General features: G+C 63.0%; 16 protein-coding genes. 12 read left to right on the top strand and 4 right to left on the bottom strand.

Features of this window, described 5'->3' with window-relative positions; translation table 11 throughout:
• The 3 genes from ACI94_RS04865 to ACI94_RS04875 form a co-directional block, all read right to left on the bottom strand.
• On the bottom strand, nt 1–521 hold a 521-nt coding region (locus tag ACI94_RS04865; protein WP_286681160.1), incomplete at its 3' end, for a 4Fe-4S binding protein.
• 15 nt (nt 522–536) lie between these two features.
• On the bottom strand, nt 537–809 hold the full coding sequence (locus ACI94_RS04870) for a 4Fe-4S binding protein (protein WP_209727802.1): 273 nt from the start codon (nt 807–809) through the stop codon (nt 537–539).
• A 222-nt stretch (nt 810–1,031) separates the two neighbouring features.
• Nucleotides 1,032–1,238, bottom strand: coding sequence for a hypothetical protein (locus ACI94_RS04875; RefSeq protein WP_150468737.1), 207 nt, complete (start codon nt 1,236–1,238; stop codon nt 1,032–1,034).
• 266 nt (nt 1,239–1,504) lie between these two features.
• On the opposite strand from ACI94_RS04875, the gene fhcD reads away from it, so the two are divergent.
• From fhcD to ACI94_RS04935, 12 genes are all read left to right on the top strand, one after another.
• Nucleotides 1,505–2,413, top strand: coding sequence for a formylmethanofuran--tetrahydromethanopterin N-formyltransferase (gene fhcD, locus ACI94_RS04880; RefSeq protein WP_066957197.1), 909 nt, complete (start codon nt 1,505–1,507; stop codon nt 2,411–2,413).
• A gap of 613 nt (nt 2,414–3,026) precedes the next feature.
• Nucleotides 3,027–3,983, top strand: coding sequence for a tRNA(Ile)(2)-agmatinylcytidine synthase (locus tag ACI94_RS04885; RefSeq protein WP_066957192.1), 957 nt, complete (start codon nt 3,027–3,029; stop codon nt 3,981–3,983).
• Entirely contained in the window at nt 3,967–4,860 is an 894-nt protein-coding gene (gene mmp11, locus ACI94_RS04890; protein WP_066957190.1) for a methanogenesis marker protein 11, read from the top strand. Before ACI94_RS04885 ends, mmp11 begins: the two co-directional genes overlap by 17 nt.
• Nucleotides 4,842–5,813, top strand: a complete 972-nt coding sequence (locus tag ACI94_RS04895) for a radical SAM protein (RefSeq protein WP_066957187.1) — start codon at nt 4,842–4,844, stop codon at nt 5,811–5,813. Before mmp11 ends, ACI94_RS04895 begins: the two co-directional genes overlap by 19 nt.
• Nucleotides 5,810–7,066, top strand: coding sequence for a thiamine pyrophosphate-dependent enzyme (locus ACI94_RS04900; protein ID WP_066957184.1), 1,257 nt, complete (start codon nt 5,810–5,812; stop codon nt 7,064–7,066). Before ACI94_RS04895 ends, ACI94_RS04900 begins: the two co-directional genes overlap by 4 nt.
• A complete protein-coding gene (locus ACI94_RS04905) occupies nt 7,038–8,168 on the top strand; it encodes a homocitrate synthase family protein (RefSeq protein ID WP_066957718.1) in 1,131 nt (376 codons plus the stop codon). The genes ACI94_RS04900 and ACI94_RS04905 overlap by 29 nt, the downstream gene beginning before the upstream one ends.
• Nucleotides 8,165–9,376, top strand: a complete 1,212-nt coding sequence (locus tag ACI94_RS04910) for an aconitase/3-isopropylmalate dehydratase large subunit family protein (RefSeq protein WP_066957181.1) — start codon at nt 8,165–8,167, stop codon at nt 9,374–9,376. Before ACI94_RS04905 ends, ACI94_RS04910 begins: the two co-directional genes overlap by 4 nt.
• Nucleotides 9,377–9,847 carry a 3-isopropylmalate dehydratase gene (locus ACI94_RS04915; RefSeq protein WP_066957179.1) on the top strand — a complete coding sequence of 157 codons (471 nt, stop codon included), beginning with the start codon at nt 9,377–9,379 and terminating at the stop codon, nt 9,845–9,847.
• Nucleotides 9,844–10,665 (top strand): hypothetical protein, encoded by an 822-nt coding sequence (locus ACI94_RS04920; RefSeq protein WP_066957176.1) that lies wholly within the window; start codon nt 9,844–9,846, stop codon nt 10,663–10,665. Before ACI94_RS04915 ends, ACI94_RS04920 begins: the two co-directional genes overlap by 4 nt.
• A complete protein-coding gene (locus ACI94_RS04925; protein WP_066957173.1) occupies nt 10,643–11,611 on the top strand; it encodes an isocitrate/isopropylmalate dehydrogenase family protein in 969 nt (322 codons plus the stop codon). Before ACI94_RS04920 ends, ACI94_RS04925 begins: the two co-directional genes overlap by 23 nt.
• A 26-nt stretch (nt 11,612–11,637) precedes the next feature.
• Nucleotides 11,638–12,486, top strand: a complete 849-nt coding sequence (locus ACI94_RS04930) for a deoxyribonuclease IV (protein ID WP_066957170.1) — start codon at nt 11,638–11,640, stop codon at nt 12,484–12,486.
• A gap of 309 nt (nt 12,487–12,795) precedes the next feature.
• Nucleotides 12,796–15,210, top strand: a complete 2,415-nt coding sequence (locus ACI94_RS04935) for a PKD domain-containing protein (protein ID WP_286681161.1) — start codon at nt 12,796–12,798, stop codon at nt 15,208–15,210.
• 34 nt (nt 15,211–15,244) lie between these two features.
• On the opposite strand, the gene ACI94_RS04940 is transcribed toward ACI94_RS04935, so the two are convergent.
• The gene (locus ACI94_RS04940) at nt 15,245–16,462 is read right to left on the bottom strand and encodes a hypothetical protein (protein WP_209727789.1); all 1,218 of its coding nucleotides are present in this window, start codon (nt 16,460–16,462) and stop codon (nt 15,245–15,247) included.
• Nucleotides 16,463–16,619 lie beyond the last annotated feature (157 nt).

Below are 16,619 nucleotides of genomic sequence, written 5' to 3' on the forward strand. Positions count from 1 at the left end.
TCGCACTTCTCGGTGTCTACGGTAAATGTGGTCTTGGTCTGCAATGCGGTCTGGCGCGGCCTGCCTGCCTCGTCGCCGCCTTCGAATGCGGGGACGTCGCGGTTGATGGCGTCTCTCGGGCAGACGTCGTCGCAGATGGTACACCGGTTGCACTTCTCTTCGTCGATCACGGTGACCATGTCATAAGTGGGGAATCCTTCCTGCTCAAGGATCGGGAGGCGCTCCTCGCCGTCGATCTTGAGTGTCAACGCGTTGAAGGGGCACATGATGACGCAGACGCCACAGTACGAACACTTCTCAGGGTTGACGTCGATGGGCTCTGCATAGTCGATGGCTCCGCGGCGTGTCGCACCGACGGGTCCGAGCGCGATCGCCTCTTCAGGGCAGGCGTCGACACAGATGCCGCAGCCTGTGCAGGTCTCTGCGTTCAGGATCAGGTTGTTGACCGCCTTCAGGAGCCTCTGCTCCATGATGACGTTCTGGCCTTCCCGCGTTTTTGAATACTTTGGAAACAGTGCCATATTCTAGTATCACTCCTAGGCTTCCGCTTTTCGGGCCTTGGCCCGGCTCTCCCACGGTCCTGCAAGCTTGATGACTCCATAGGGGCATGCCTGGACGCATACACCGCAGCCGGCGCAGAGCTCTGAGTTGAAGTCAAGGATGACGGCCTTGCCGTCCCGGACCTTGTAGATCTTGTCCTTGGTTGCTGGGTCTTCAGTGTAGAGCTCGAGAGCGTCGACCGGGCATGCCACCACGCAGTTGTTGCAGCCTGTACATCGTTCCATATTGATGTGCAATGCAAATGCCATGGTATCACGCACCAGATCTGATCGATTTAAAATCGATATAAAAAGAGTTGTCAAAGAATATACATAAACTTTCTGAAATTCGACAGCCTTATATTCCAGAATACTGATTATCTCTTAGATTTTATAAATTAAGGAAGTTACTATGTTGGTCCGATACTCAAAACGTGGGCATATATCCCTTTTTTTAGTGGATGAAGAAAACGAAATGGTTATATTGTGGATTTACCCTTTTGCTGAAAATCGGTGGCCAGTCCCGGTCAGTAGCGTTGAGACCAGGTAAGATCTCCCAGAAGCCACAAGATCATTGTTGTTCCGCTCTTTTCTGATGTCCGGTATCTCTTGCGCGGTTGGAGAAGCAACGAATTTCGCATCCATCGTCTCTCCTCCCTTCATGCCGGGTGCTGGAGTTTTCACTTCGCCTCTGGTCATACCCCTCTCCCGCAACCTCTACCCCGTGACATGATTCCTCCCACAGGAGCTCGTGGTTCCGGATGGCTGCAGATCTCGTTCGTCGATCCCTATACTGTTTTCCTGCCTGGAGCAGTGGGTCTTCGATGAGCGACCGAAGGTGTTGGGCAACCATGCCGCTCTGATCGCCGGCAGCATAAATGGCCTGCTCGCCCTTTTTCGAGAAAAAAAAGAAACCTTATTCTGTCCGGATTGTAACATTGTAGCAAACGAGGTGTAGTTTATTCATGGAACTGAATGGCGTAACTATCGATGACACCTACGCAGAAGCTTTTCCGACCTGGGTGGCACGGCCCATTATTACCGCCGTCACTGAGGAATGGGCATACAAGGCAGCAGTTGAGGCTGTTGGGTTTGCCACCTCGACCATCGGATGTCCGGCGGAGGCAGGCATCGACTGCTTTGTTCCCGCCGACGAGACCCCCGACGGACGGCCCGGCTATGCGATCCTGATCTGCGCGAGCAAGAAGAAACTCAAAGAGCAGGTCGTGGAGCGCCTCGCTGAGTGCGTCCTCACGGCACCGACGACGGCGGTCTTTGACGGTCTCGCCGACGTCGTCGCCGAGGTCCCGGAGAAGATCCCGGTCAAGCTCCACTTCTTCGGCGACGGCTACGAGGAGAAGCGTGAGGTCGGCGGCAGGACGGTATGGGCCATCCCGATCATGGAGGGCGAGTACATCGGCGAGGAGGAGTTCGGCATCGTCAAGGGTGTTGCGGGCGGCAACTTCTTCATCATGGGCGAGAATCAGATGGCTGCTCTCACCGCTGCCCAGGCGGCGATCGACGCCATTAGCGGCGTCTGCGGTGTCATCACGCCATTCCCCGGCGGCATCGTTGCAAGCGGCTCGAAGGTCGGGAGCAAGAAGTACAAGTTCATGGGCGCAAGCACGAACGAGGCCTACTGCCCGACCCTCCGCGAGAAGGTCGAGGACAGCAAGGTCCCCGAGGGCGTCAAGGCAATTTACGAGATCGTCATCGACGGTGTCGACGAGGACTCGGTCAAGACCGCGATGGCTGAGGGTATCCGGGCGGCGTCCAAGGTGCCGGGCGTAGTGCGCATCAGCGCCGGGAACTTCGGCGGCAACCTCGGACCGTTCAAGTTCGAGCTGAAGGACGTTCTGGCGGACTATCTCTAAATCTCTTTTTTTGTGGTGGCCATTGGGGCCGGTGAAGGCTTCATGGTGCGCTGAAGGTGCTGGGACACCTATATTGAAACACCGTTACGAAATCTAATATTTGCTGGAGTTACCCAAGTTGATGCTCTGATGGGCTGCAGAATCGTGTTGTCGGTCAGCCGTAAACCTCTAACATAGGTTCCTGAGCGACTTCTGTGAAGAAACTGGATTAAACTTCCGTCTCAAGCAACAGCACGGATTCCTGGGGGGAATCGCCTCGCAGGGGGGTGGGGACAGGGGAGGGGGGAGTATCCCCCCTCGCACCTATCGGTGCTCGAGCTCCGGTCCTTCGGACCGTCGCACTCCCCGTCAGCCCCTCCCCCCAAGTGCGATAGCCCCCACGGTCCAGAGTATGGGCTTTCCATCGCTATTCGCTTGTTCTTTCGTTATAGGAAAACTAGTCCCTGCATACCACATACCCACCACCCCATCTCCCTCAACCGCGTGAAACAACCGCCCGTTCCCCCTCCTCACCCTCCAGGGAGCCGAATCTCCGCCATCTGCCCCCACCCGATCGATCCCCTTAAATACCGTTATCAACGACATTCTTGTTAACGATAATTTCGGTGACATCATGATTACACTCACGCCTGATGAAGTCAGGGCCCGGTTCGGGCCGATGTTCTCGATGAAGTACCTCGTTATGGTCGATCAGAAGGCCGGTCTTGCGGAGATTCGCGAGCAGTGCCGGGCCCGAGGGACCATCGAGTGGGACGCGGCGAACCGGGTACGGGCGAGGGGTGCGGTGGAGTCCTGTCACGTCGAGGGCACGACGATGACGATGCTCGCTCGACTGGGGGTTTCGCCGGCGAAGTTCGGGGCTGCAAGCAAGGAGATCGGCGGCCAGGCGCTTGAGGGGGTCGAGGTTGTCGGGGACGAGGTGGTGACGACCTGGTCGGGGATTGCGGGTGCCGGTGTCGGCATCGCCGCCTGTCTGACCCAGGCGCCAGGGGTGACCCGGGCAGAGTATCCATCCGAAGAAGACCTCCGGATCGGAGGAGCCCGGATCTGCCGGGTGAGGATCACATCCCCGCTCTACGAGAAGGTGACGATCGGGATCGACGATACCGACACCCGCGAGGAGGGCGCCACGTGGGTCCTCGCGCTTAAGTGCGCCGAGGGCTGCAAGATCCCCGGGGTGGAGTACCTGGACATGCGCCTTGTGCAGTTAAACCCGGCGGTCCCGAAGAAGACCACAAACTGTGTCAGTTCCGCCCTGAACTTTGCCGTCCGACCCGGAAAGGTAGATGAGCTCCTCGAGTACGTCCGTGACTTTGTCGAGTCGGGTGCGGTCAGCAACGACACCGGTATCGCGGTCTACCGAGGGATCACGTTCGCGGAAGAATCCCCCTACTTAAAGCGGGTCAAGACCGAGCTCCTGACGGTCGAGGAGGCGGAAGCCGAGGCCGCCCGGATGGGCGTCCAATTCATCGACTCGAACGGACGAAAAGGTCGGATTGGAGCGCTCGGTGCCGTTCTCTGGGGGAACCGGGGCGCTGAGGCGGCTGGACTTTATGGAGAGACTCTCTGATCCATACATAATTCGGTATCCGCAGATCGTCGCGGTGGCCGATGAGAACGGTAGGCAGGTAGAACTCATCGAGTTCTTCGACTGCATCGGCGGGGCGATGTGGGTGAAGCACCACTATGCAAAGAGCCCTCTCGTCCGCTCTATCCGCACCGTTGGTCCAACCAACCGCTACTTGCTCTCGACCGGCAACGTCGACCTCGCGCTCCAGGGCTCCTTCTTCCCGGCGGGGATCGCCGCTGTCGCCGTTGATGACGACGAGATCGCCGTCACCTACCGTGGTCTTGGCGGCGGCGGCGTAGGCGCATCCATCTGCCGTGCCACCGCGAAAGGCGTCATCCGCGAAAAGAGCGATCCTGCCGGCGGTGGGCGGCTTGCGGGCTCAACCATCTGGCTTCCCCGGCGTGAGCGGGTGATCATCGGGATCGACGACACCGATACTCCGGAGGAAGGAGCCACCTGGACGCTGGCCCACAACATCGCGAGAGCCGTCGAGGACGACCGTTCCCGCTACCTCTCCCACACCATCGTCCAGCTCTACCCCGTCCCCTACCGGACCAAGAACTGTGTCGCCATCGCCTGCGAGTTTGCCACCACCGACCCCTCCGGGCTGGTCCGGCGCTTCCATGAGTATCTGGAGGAGTACACCCTCTCGGATGATACCGGGATGGCGGTCTGGCGTGGGTTCGATCCCGCGCCGCTCGAAGCGTTTGGAAGACGCGTAAAGCAGGGCGAGGTCACTCATGACGACCTTGCTGCACTCGACGACGAACGCCTCTCCATCGTCATGGACGGCAGAGGTATGATCGGGGCGGTGGCGGCGATCCCCTTTGCCACGCGGTATGAGGAGGCACTGGCGCTATGGACTGGATCCGGCTGAAAGCCCGGCTGCTTGAGGTGGGCTCCGTCCGCCTCTCCGGAGAGCCTGCGGAGCCTTACATCTCCCATTCGACCGCCGGCCCCTCTGCCGGGTCGCCCGGTTCACTTTTCTTTTCCGATGGCGGCGGTCGAAGGGTCCGCCTCGGCATCAACGAGGCAAGTTCCATCGAGATCGTCCACCGGGGGAGAGGCGAGGCCGACCTCTTCATCGACGGCAGCGCGCTCCGCGGCGTCCTCGAGCCTGCCGCCCACCACTGTCCCCGCCAGGCCTATATCACCGTCAGCGGAACGTGTATCTTTCACTGCCGTTACTGCCCGGTACCCGATCTCCCTGGCCGCCGGAAAGAGGTTGCCGAGATCGTCCGCATGGTCGAGGATGTCGCCGACCGTATCGATGCCATTGCAATCACAAGCGGTGTCGCCTCCTCGATCGAAGAGGAGGAGGCTTATGTCCTTGAGGTCGTTGCGGCGCTCCGCCACTTTGATCTTCCCATCGGCGTCTCGATCTATCCGGGGCCAGAAACCCCGGTCAGGCTCCATGCGCTCGGTGTTGCGGAAGTGAAGTTCAACATCGAGGCGGCGACGGAGGGCATCTTTCGCGAGATGTGCCCCGGTCTCTCCTGGGACGGGATCTGGGAGGCGCTCGCCTCCTCCGTCGTACTCTTCGGCAAGGATCGAGTCCACTCGAACATCATCGTCGGCCTCGGGGAGACCGACGATGACCTGGAGCGGGTGATGGAAGACCTCGCCGCGATCGGTGTCATCCCGGTCCTCCGGCCGCTCACCCCGGCGGCGGCCCTCGCCGACCGGCCCCGCCCCTCCGCCGAACGGCTGCTCCGGCTCCATAGGGTCCATGAGAGGGTTCTCCGGGAGGCCGGGCTTGATCCGCGTAGGACGCTGACGATGTGCGCGGCATGCACTGGGTGCGACCTTGCGCCCGGGAGGGACGCATGAAGGGATCAGAGGCGCTTGCTCTCGCTCTCCTCCGGTCGGCCGATCGATGTTATACTGTTTCCGGCTACCCGATATCGGACCTCGCCGCCTCGGCGGGTGCTGCGATCACCGTAAACGAAAAGACTGCGCTCGAGTATGCCCTCGGCGACTCTCTCTCCGGGCGGAGGGCCGCTGTGATCGTCAAGCACGTCGGCCTCAACGCCTGTGCCGACCCGCTCGTGCACGCCACCGTCCAGGGCCTCCGGGCGGGTGTTGTGGTGGTCGTCGGCGACGACGTGCGTGCGGCGGCTTCAGACATCGTCCAGGACTCCCGCTACTACGGCGAGGTGGCGCAGGTCCCGGTGCTGGAACCGGACGGTGAGACGCTCGGTCCGGCGGTCGAGGCGGCGTTCGAGGCCTCCGAGACCTTCTCAAGGGTCGCGATCCTTCGGGTCACGCCCGACCTCCTTGACGCCGATCTGCCGGACATCCCCGTTCCCCGGAGCGACCGAAAGGGTTGCCTTGCAGACCCGGACCTCACGATGGCCGGCCGGGCAGAGGCCGCGGACCGGCGGACCGCAGCGATGTTTGCCTGGTCGCGATCATCGCCGCTAAACCGGCTCTCCGGCGGCAAAGACCGCATTGTCACCGTCTACCCGCCCCCCATAGGCCCGGACGCACCCGTTGAGGTTCACGAGGTCGGCCGTCCCTTCCTCCGGGAGCACCGCTTGCTCGCTCCTCCCGACATTGCCGGAGAGCCGGAGCGGCACGCTTTGCGAGGTTACTCGCGGACATTCTGCCGGGACTGCCCGTTCCATCCGGTCTTTGGCATACTCCGCGAGCGAAAGATGTGGGCGGTCTGCGACGCCGGATGCGCCATCCTCGCGATGAACCCACCCTACCGTGTCGGTATCGCAACCTATGGGCTCGGCTCGTCGGTCGCTGTAGCGGCGACCGGACCGGGCGTTGCGCTCACCGGCGACTACGCGCTCCTGCACTCCGGGATCAATGCTCTCATCGATGTCTACGAGCGCAAACTTCCCCTCCTCTGTATAGTCCTCGCGAACAACCGGATGGGGATGACCGGAGGTCACCCCGTCCCCGAGATCCTTCGCTACATCGCCTGGGCCGATCCGGTGGTCTGTGCCGCGGATGACACGGCAACGCTTCGCCGGCTCCTTATTCCCCCAAAGGGAGGGCCCAGGACGGTGGTGGTCGAAGGCGCCTGCCCCAATGGTGGACGACATGAAACCGTGGCATATCGAGATCTGTGATGTAACGCTGCGAGACGGGGAGCAGACCCCCGGCGTCTCGTTTACCCGTGACGAGAAGATGGCTATTGCACAACTGCTTGACGAGATCGGCGTGGAGGTGATTGAAGCCGGTTTCCCCGTGGTCTCGACGGCCGAGAAGGAGTGTGTCGCCGCCATCGCCCGGAGCGGTCTTGATGCACGGGTCTGCTGCCTCGCGCGAGCGCTCAAGCCCGATATTGAGGCGGCGCTCGATTGCGACGTTGACATGGTCAGCATCTTCATTGCGACCTCGGACCTCCATATCCGGCACAAGTACCGCAAACCCCGCAAGGAGGTGCTCGAAGACGCTCTCAATATGGTTGAGTTCGCCTCCGATCACGGTGTTCAGGTGCGTTTTGCGGCTGAGGACGCCTCGCGGACCGACCCGGCGTTCCTTATTGAGATGTATACCCGTGGTGCCGAGTACGGGGCCGACCTTGTCAGTTTCGCGGATACCGTCGGGTGCCTTACACCGCTTGAGATTCATGCGATCGTCTCGGAGATCCTCGATGCGGCCCCTCTCCCGCTCTGTATTCACTGCCACAACGATCTCGGGTTTGCGTCCGCAAACACCATTGCAGCCGCGGCCGCCGGGGCGTTCCAGCTCCACACCACCGTCAACGGGATCGGGGAGCGTGCGGGCAATGCGGCGCTTGAGCAGGTGCTCGTCGCCCTCCGGATGAAAGGCGGAGTCGACCGCTACGATCTTGGCCGCCTGCTGGAGATCTCGCGGCTGGTTGCCGGGTGCTCGGGCGTGGCCCCGGAACGCACCCGGCCGATCGTCGGCGAAAACGCCTTTGCCCACGAGAGCGGAATCCACATCGCCGCCATCCTTGAAGACCCCTCAACCTACGAATACATCCCCCCGGACCTGGTGGGCGGCGAACGCCGGTTTGTCCTCGGGAAGCATACCGGGAGGCGGGCGCTTGAGCATATCGCAAAAGCCCATGGGTTCGACCTCTCCGATGCGGAGGTGCGGTGGGTGCTCGAGCAGGTGAAGCAGAAGAGTGAGGGGAAGTGCAGCGTCACCCCGGAGGTGCTCTGCGGGCTTCTCCGGCAGGCAAAAGAGGAGGTCCTCCCGTGAGCACGCTCTCTGAGAGAATCCTCGGCGGACCGGCGGGGACCTACGTCGACCGTGAGGTCGATCTCGCGTTTGCCCACGACGGAACCGGCGTCCTCACCCGGGAAGCGCTCCGGGAGATGGGGGTGGAGCGGCTCCCACACCCAGAGCGCCTGCATCTCATATTCGACCACATCGTCCCGGCAAACACCGGTACAACTGCGACCCTCCAGGCAGAGCTCCGGGAGTACGCCCGGGCATCGGGGGTGGAACTCTCCGACGCCGGCACCGGGATCTGTCACCAGGTGATGAGCGAAGGCATCGTCCGGCCCGGCATGGTCGTCGTCGGGGCCGACTCCCACTCCTGCACCCTCGGTGCCTTCGGTGCGTTTGCCACCGGGGTGGGGGCAACAGATATGGCGGCGATCTGGGCCTCGGGAGCCACGTGGTTCCGCGTCCCGGAGACGATCGCGATCAATCTTTCGGGCACGCTCTCCGGTGCGGCGGAACCAAAGGATCTCGCTCTAACCTATGTTGCAAAACTCGGGATGGAGGGGGCGACCTACCGGGCGCTGGAGTTCGTGGGCGATGGAGCGGCGACGATCTCCATGGACGGGCGGCTGACGCTCGCGAACATGGCGGTTGAGACCGGAGCAAAGGCAGGGATCTTTTATGCCGACACGACAACTATCCGTTATCTCTCGGAGTACGGAATTGCAGCATCGCCCCAGACACTGGAGGAGTGCCGTTATGAGCGAACCCTGGATATCGATCTCGCCGATATCGTGCCCCTCGTCGCGGTCCCGCACCGGGTGGATACCGTACGGGAGGTTGAAGAGGTCGCAGGGACGCATCTCGACCAGGTCTTCGTCGGGACCTGCACGAACGGCCGCTACGAGGACCTTGCCCGGTTCGCCCGGATCGTCCGGGGGAAGAAGGTTGCGGTTCGCACCCTGGTCATCCCAGCCTCGCGGGCGGTGCTCGCCCGGGCAATCGCCACCGGCGTCCTCGCGGATATTGTGGAGGCGGGGTGCATGGTGATGACTCCCGGCTGCGGGCCGTGTCTTGGTGCGCACGCCGGCGTGCTCGGCGAGGGTGAGGTCTGTCTCTCCACCGCCAACCGGAACTTCAAGAACCGGATGGGCGTCGGGGGCGAGATCTACCTCTCGTCAGTCGCCACCGCCGCCGCGAGCGCTATTGCCGGTGAGATAACCGTCCCGGAGGTGGTATAAGTGCAGGGAGCCGGACCGGCAGTCTGTATCGGGAGCGACATCGATACCGACCTCATCATCGCGGGCCGCTACCTCAGGACGAAAGACCGCTCGGTCTGGGCGGAGCATGCCTTCGAGGACCTGGACCCGGCACTTGCCGGCCGCCTTTCGGGTGCGGTCATCGTCGCCGGAAGGAACATGGGGTGCGGGTCGTCCCGGGAGCAGGCGGTCATCGCCCTCCGGGAGGCCGGGGTTGTCGGGATCGTCGCCGAGTCGTTCGCCCGGATATTCTTCCGGAACGCCATCAACGTCGGTCTCCCGGTTATCGAGGCCACCGTCCCCTGCACCGACGGCGCCCATGTCGCCTTCGACCTCGATGCGGGGTGGGTGGAGGTGGACGGGAAGCGGTATCCCGCCCGCCCGCTCTCGGAGAGGATGGTCGCCATCCTCCGGGCCGGCGGGCTGGTTCCATACTGGAGGTCGCGCCGATGATCTTTCCCACCCACTGTAAGTTTGTCGGGTCCGCGACCACCATGCCGTACGGCGAGCGGGCCTACTTCCTCTCGCGCTATCTTATCCATGAGGGACCTAGCGGCACCGAGGTGCTTGAGGTGGAGACCGACCCGAACGGGACCGGGCTGATGCGAAAGGTGATAGCACGTCGGGTACTTGCCTCCGGTGACGATGTCTACTGCTACCCGGATCGCGTGAACATTCATGATCGAACATTCTTAGTACAGGAAGCCTTGCGGTCCGGCCGCCGGTGCACCGTATTCACCGGGCATGGCGAGCAGACCACATTCGTGCTCGACCCGGACCTCTCAGGGTTCCTCCACATCCACGTTTATGATATCACCCCGCCCCGCCCGCACCTCTCGGCCACGATCGGCGACCTCGAGAAGACCGGGATCTTTGGCGACCTCGAGGTCATCTTCGAGCACCACGTCCGGGATATCCGCGAGTTCGGGGCCGACGTCTACCCCTGCCGTGCTGCTGGGTTCTCCCGCACCCTCGATGCCGACCCGGTCTGGCCGGGCGACCGGGTTGCAGGCTGCCAGACGGGAAGAGACCTGGTGCGGGAGTGCTGTGGGGACGGTGTTGTGGTTGAGAACATCTGCCCGCTCGAGGCGGTCGCGGCCGAGCCCTTCATCGCGCGATGCTGCCGGAGCGAACGGGCCGGGATCGGGCACTGGAACGGCCGGTTCGGCGCCGTGGTCCACTGGGGAGCGTCGCCATGGGATATTGCCGACGCGGTTCGGCGGGTCGTGGCCGCATGGAGGGAGCAGCATGGTGAAGGTCGCGGTCGTTGAGGGCGACGGCATCGGGCACGAGGTCATCCCGGTCGCCCGGGACCTCCTTGAGGCGGTGCGTCCGGACCTCGAGTTCTTCGATGTCGAGGTGGGCTACGGCCGGTGGGAGCGGACCGGGAGCGCCTGCGATGAGGAGACGATCGCCGATCTCCGGTCGGCGGACGCCATCCTCTTTGGTGCCATAACGACGCCGCCGGACCCGGAGTACCGGAGCGTCCTTGTCCAGATCCGCAAGGCTCTCGACCTCTACGCGAACGTCCGTCCCATCCGGGGCGAGGGGGTCGATGTCGTCATCGTGCGGGAGAACACCGAGGGGCTCTACTCCGGCATCGAGTGGACGGAGCCTGTTCGGGCCTGCACTCTCCGGGTCGTCTCACGGCAGGGGAGCGAGCGGATCGCCCGCTATGCCTGCACCCTTGCAAAGTCCCGCCGCCACCTCACTGTCGGGAACAAGGCAAACGTCTTGAAGTCCGACTGCCTCTTCGTCGATATCTGCACTGCGGAGGCCGTCCGGGCGGGGGTTCCCTGCAGGACGAGTTACATCGATGCGCTCTGCCTCGATCTTTTGATGCACCCGGACCGCTACGATGTGATCGTGACGACCAATATGTTTGGGGATATCCTCTCCGATGCCGCCGCCTACCTGGTGGGAGGACTCGGGATGCTGCCGAGTGCGAATATCGGAGACCGGCACGCTCTCTTTGAGCCGGTCCACGGGAGCGCTCCGGATATTGCGGGGAGAAACATTGCAAACCCCGTTGCTGCCATCAGGAGCGCCGCGATGCTCCTCGCCCACCTCGGGGACCCCGCGTCAGCAGCGGCCATGGAAGCGGCCGTCGGACGGGTGCTTTCTGCAGGCATCCGGACGCCCGATCTCGGAGGCGACGCCGGCACCCGGGAGTTCGGGGCGGCGGTGCTCCGCGAGGTCGGGCGGGGGAAGGCCTAAAGACTCCCGGCGCCGAGAGTTAGAGTATGGTTCTGGTGGGATGCCACGTCTCCATCGCCGGCTCGATCGATCTTGCGATCCAGCGGGCCATCGATGCGGGCTGTGATACATTTCAGATCTTCTCCCGTAACCCCCGGGGCTGGAAGGCAAAGGATCTCGACCCCGCCTCAATCGATGCGTTCAGGGCGGCGCTGAGCGCATCGGGGATTGGTCCCGTCGTCGACCATATGCCCTACCTCCCAAACCTGGCTTCGCCTGACGATGCGATCTATGAAAAGTCGGTTGAGGCGCTTACCGGTGAACTCCGGCGGTGCAGTCTCCTCGGGATACCCTACCTCGTGACCCACCTCGGGCATCACCGGGGCTCCGGGGCCGATGAAGGGAGGGAGCGGGTGATTGCTGCCGTCAACCGGGCGCTCGCCGATGCGGGGGAGAGCGGCGTGATGCTCCTCCTTGAGAATACCGCCGGGGAGAAGAACAGCGTCGGGTCGACCATCGCCGACCTTGCCCGGATCCTTGATGGGATCGATGCCGACGGGAGAGTTGGGGTCTGTTTTGATACCTGTCATGCTTTTGCTGCCGGCTACGATCTCCGGACGGCGGAAGGGGTCGGGGCTGCGTTTGGAGAACTCGATGACCTGATCGGTCTATCCCGTCTCCGCGTCGTCCACGTCAACGACTGCAAGGGCGAGCTCGGGAGCGGGCTTGACCGGCACGAGCATATTGGGCTTGGGTCCATCGGGGAGGCGGGATTCAGGCACGTCTTCCGTCACCCGGGCGTTCGCGGTCTTCCCCTCATCTGCGAGACGCCGGTCGACGGGAGGCGAAACGATGCCGGAAATATCGCAAAGGTCCGTGAGCTTGCGGGGGCGTAAGCTCCCCTGGACGCTCCTCTGGTGAGATCGTGCCGAAGGTTGTGTTCCGTTGGCACCCGGGGTATATTGCATCTTGAAATTTTTATATTAATATAAAAATTCTCCTCGACACCTCTAGATTATAGAAATATTTTTATATAGACTATTCTATCCTTCAACGCGCAAACCCTCTACCCTGAGAAATCCGGTTGTCTCCTGGATTTCATAGGATTCCATTTGTGCGCCCGGGAGAGTATTCTGCTCTCCCGGTGTGCGCACAGGTACCATCGTATGGGACGAAGGGGGGCGTTCTCATCATGGTGGTAATACATGACTGGATGTAATATTCTGATTCTCGTATGTACCGTCGTTGCCCTTGGATTACTGGCATCGCCTTCCATGGCCGGGGAGATGGCTCCAGGGAATGTAGTCCCGGTCTCTATCGAGGCGGGACCACAGGAGTACCCCGACATTGACGGAGATATGATCGTCTGGGTCGACGGCAGAAAGTCGATCTACTATTCGAGCGGTCCCGGCGTCAGGGCGTGGAGCGTTGCGGGCGAGGGGGGATCCCCGTCCGTGTCAGGGGATTACATTGTCTGGGAGGAGATCCTGAACATGAGCCTGGATATCTGTCTCTTTGATCTATCGGGTGGCGTGACGAGGGTGCTCACCGACGACCCGACCGACCAGTGGATGCCCGTCATTTATGGGGAACGTGTGGCCTGGTACGATGCACGGAGCGGGAGCACGGATATCTGCCTCTACGATATCGGGACAGGCAACGAGACCTTCATCTCCTGCTCGCCGGTGACCGAGTGGAGGCCCGCGCTCTCGGAGAGGTATCTCGTCTGGGAAGAGGGCTCCGGAAACGGAGACATCTGGCTCTACGATATCCTGACCGGGGAGCGGCGTCAGATCACCGAAAACAGTGCACGCCAGACCTACCCGTCGATATCGGGGAGCCGGATCGTCTGGGAGGACTACCGGAACGGAGCTCCGGATATCTATCTCTTCGACCTCGAGGACCCTGCCGCCGGGGAGCAGAGGATCACCGATGACCCGGCCGAACAGGTCTCCCCGGCGATCGATGGCGACCTCATCGCCTGGGAGGACAAGCGGGACGGGACCTGGAACATTTACATCTGCGACCTTGCTCTCGGGACGGATAAGCAGATGCCGGTCGCTCCTTCCTCGACCGAACAGCTTTACCCGGCCGTCAGCAATGATCGGATCGTCTGGCAGAACGGCCGCGGCGAGAGGTCGGATATCTACGCCTTCACCTACTTCCGCGGAGCAATCCCGGTGGCGGAGTTCTCGGCAAACCCGACCGAAGGGAACGCGGTGCTCTACGTCCGGTTCACCGATCTCTCGGCCGGCGACCCGGACGCCTGGGAATGGGACTTCGGCGACGGGAACACCTCGACCTCACGGGACCCGTGGCACTTCTACGAGATCCCCGGGGACTACACCGTCTCGCTCACGGTGCATAATGCGTTTGGGTCCGACACCGTCACGAAGACCGATCTCATCCACGTAGGCCCCCCGGAGCCGCCGGTCATCGACTTCCGTGCGGTGCCGTTGTCCGGCCCGGCGCCCCTTACAGTCCTGTTTTACGGCGATTCCCCGGATTATGCGACGGCCTGGCTCTGGGACTTCGGCGACGGCGCGACGTCGTCGCAACGGGATGCGCGGCACCGCTACGATCGCCCCGGGGTCTATAACGTCTCCCTGACCTGCGACAACGCGGGAGTCAGCGCGACGCAGACGAAGTACAACTACATCACCGTCTATCCTGTAACCCCGATCGTAACCCCGACGGTAACCCCGACCGTGACTCCGACCGTGACTCCGACCGTGACTCCGACCGTGACTCCGACCGTGACCCCGACGGTGACTCCGACCGTGACCCCGACGGTGACCCCAACGGTAACGGCTAACGCAACGCCGACGCAGACTCAGACGCCCACCCCGACCGCGACGCAGACATCCGCGGGCGGCGGAGGTGGAGGGGGAGGAGGCGGTGGTGGTGGCGGAGGTGGCGGCGGCGGATTCGTCCCGGCAAGCCCCGGCTGGAGCACACCAACGACCGCTCCCACGCCGACCTCCACCGCGACGGCCAGGCCCACTCCTCATGAAGCCGACGCCGGCAGCCTGCACCTCGGGGAGGGCGGCCTCGTCGACCAGGTCGCCAGGATCCGTTCGGCCGACGGGGTCGTGACCCTCACGATCGCGGAGGGCATCCGTGCTCTCGATGCCGCCGGTAGCCCGCTCACGGCAGTGACCCTTGCGGTGATCGATGCGGCTGACGTGCCCGCGGCGCCCGGCACGTATGTCTTCGTCGGTTACGCCTGCACCACCGGGCCGGAGGGGGCGTCATTCTCCCCGCCGGCGACGCTTGCATTCAACTTCACGGAAGAGCAGTGGGACGCCGTCTACAACGAGAGCGTCCGGGGCGGGCTCGTGGTGCAGCGATACAACCGGTCTGCCGGCGCCTGGGAGGAAGTCCCCACCACCGTCGTCCCGGAGACCCGGAGCGTCACGGCCGAAGTCATGCACTTCAGTGCGTATGCGCTCTTTGCCGCGGCACCCGAGGACGGCGCCGCACAGGCGGCCGCCGCCGATACCGGCCAAAAACCCGCGGCCGGGCGTGCGGTCCCGTATGCGCACCTCATCCCGGGCTTGCTCGCCCTCATCATTGCGGGGGCGGGGGCGCTCCTCTACTTCCGAAAGGATGAGCCCTGAAGGGAAAAACCGTTCAGAAAAAAAGATGAGGGGGTTACCCTCTCCGTCCCCTCCCAGCGAGGAGGAGGAGCAGCGCCGCACCGGCGGCTGCCGCACCGAATCCCGGTGCCGCCGTCGGGGCGGGACTCACCGGCTCCGTGATGCCGGCCAGCCAGGCGGCGCTGGTGTCGGGGGAGAGGAACTGGATGCCCGCGAGGGTGTATCCATCGGGAGTGCTGGCGGCCCCGTAGATCCCGGTGGCGGTGAACGCCGTATCCCACAGGATCGTCCCGTCAGCATCCGTCCCGAAGACGAATCCCTCTCCGCTCCGTATGTTCGTGCCTGCAACCACGTACCCGCCGGAGGGCCGCACCTCGACGGCGTATCCGGAGAGCCCCTCCATGTTCCGGAGCCAGACTTCCTCTCCGTCTCCATCGACGAGGCCGTACCAGTAGTTGCCCGAGTAAACGAACCGTCCGTCGCCGGTCGCCTCGACGTCGAAGATGACCGGGACCCGGTAGTTCTTATGCCAGAGCGTGTTGCCGTCGGCATCCATCCGGATCAGGAAGGCGTCCCCGATGTTGTAGGTGAAGGGCGACGTCGTGCCCCCGATGACGTAGCCGCCGTCGGCGGTCACGGTACCTGCATTCGCGGAGAGCCCGGGGAACGTCCGGTTCCAGACGGGCGTGCCGTTACCGTCGGTTTTTATGATGACCGCCGTCGTCGCGTTCTCCGATCCGGGCGGGTTCCAGAGCCACCCGACGGCGGCGTAGCCGCCGTCCGCAGTCTCCGCGACGGACGAGACCTTCATCCCGGGAATGGCCTGCCGCCACTCCTCTTCCCCGGCGGCATTGAGCCTGATCAGGAACGAGGTGCCCTCGTAGGCGAGATCCTGGCCCGACCCCGCCGATGATACGTTGAAGGCGCCAGCGATGCAGCCCCCGTCGGCGGTTCCCGCAACGGCGGCAGGCGAGAGTTCTGAAAACGTCGCGTTCCAGACTTCGCTACCGCGGCCATCGGTCTTTATGAGCAGCAGGGTCTCGCTCCCCCCATACTTCTGCGCAAGGGTTGAGCCGACGGCGATGAACCCGCCGTCCGCGGTCGGCGCAACGGCGTCGAACTTGTTGTTGTTCTCCGGTGCAAACGTCACGTTCCAGGCGACCTCCGGTGAGGTCTCACTCGCGGAGACGACCCCTATCGGCAGCACCACCGCTATGAGGAGTGCCACGAGGATCGTCCCCGGCTTCCAGAAGTCTCGGACTCTTTCCGTCATGGAATCGATCACTGGTGCGGTTTTGCATGCAAAAAGCGTAGTGGTTCGCCCCCCGGCAATCCATTAATGAACGTGAACCTCCAATAGCTCTAGCACGTGTTGGCAACATTCGACGGAACCTGGGTGCGCCTGAAGAGCGAAGGGCGCGTACTCTATG

Origin of the sequence: Methanoculleus sp. DTU007 (assembly GCF_001512385.1) — an archaeon.
GTDB lineage: Archaea > Halobacteriota > Methanomicrobia > Methanomicrobiales > Methanoculleaceae > Methanoculleus > Methanoculleus thermophilus.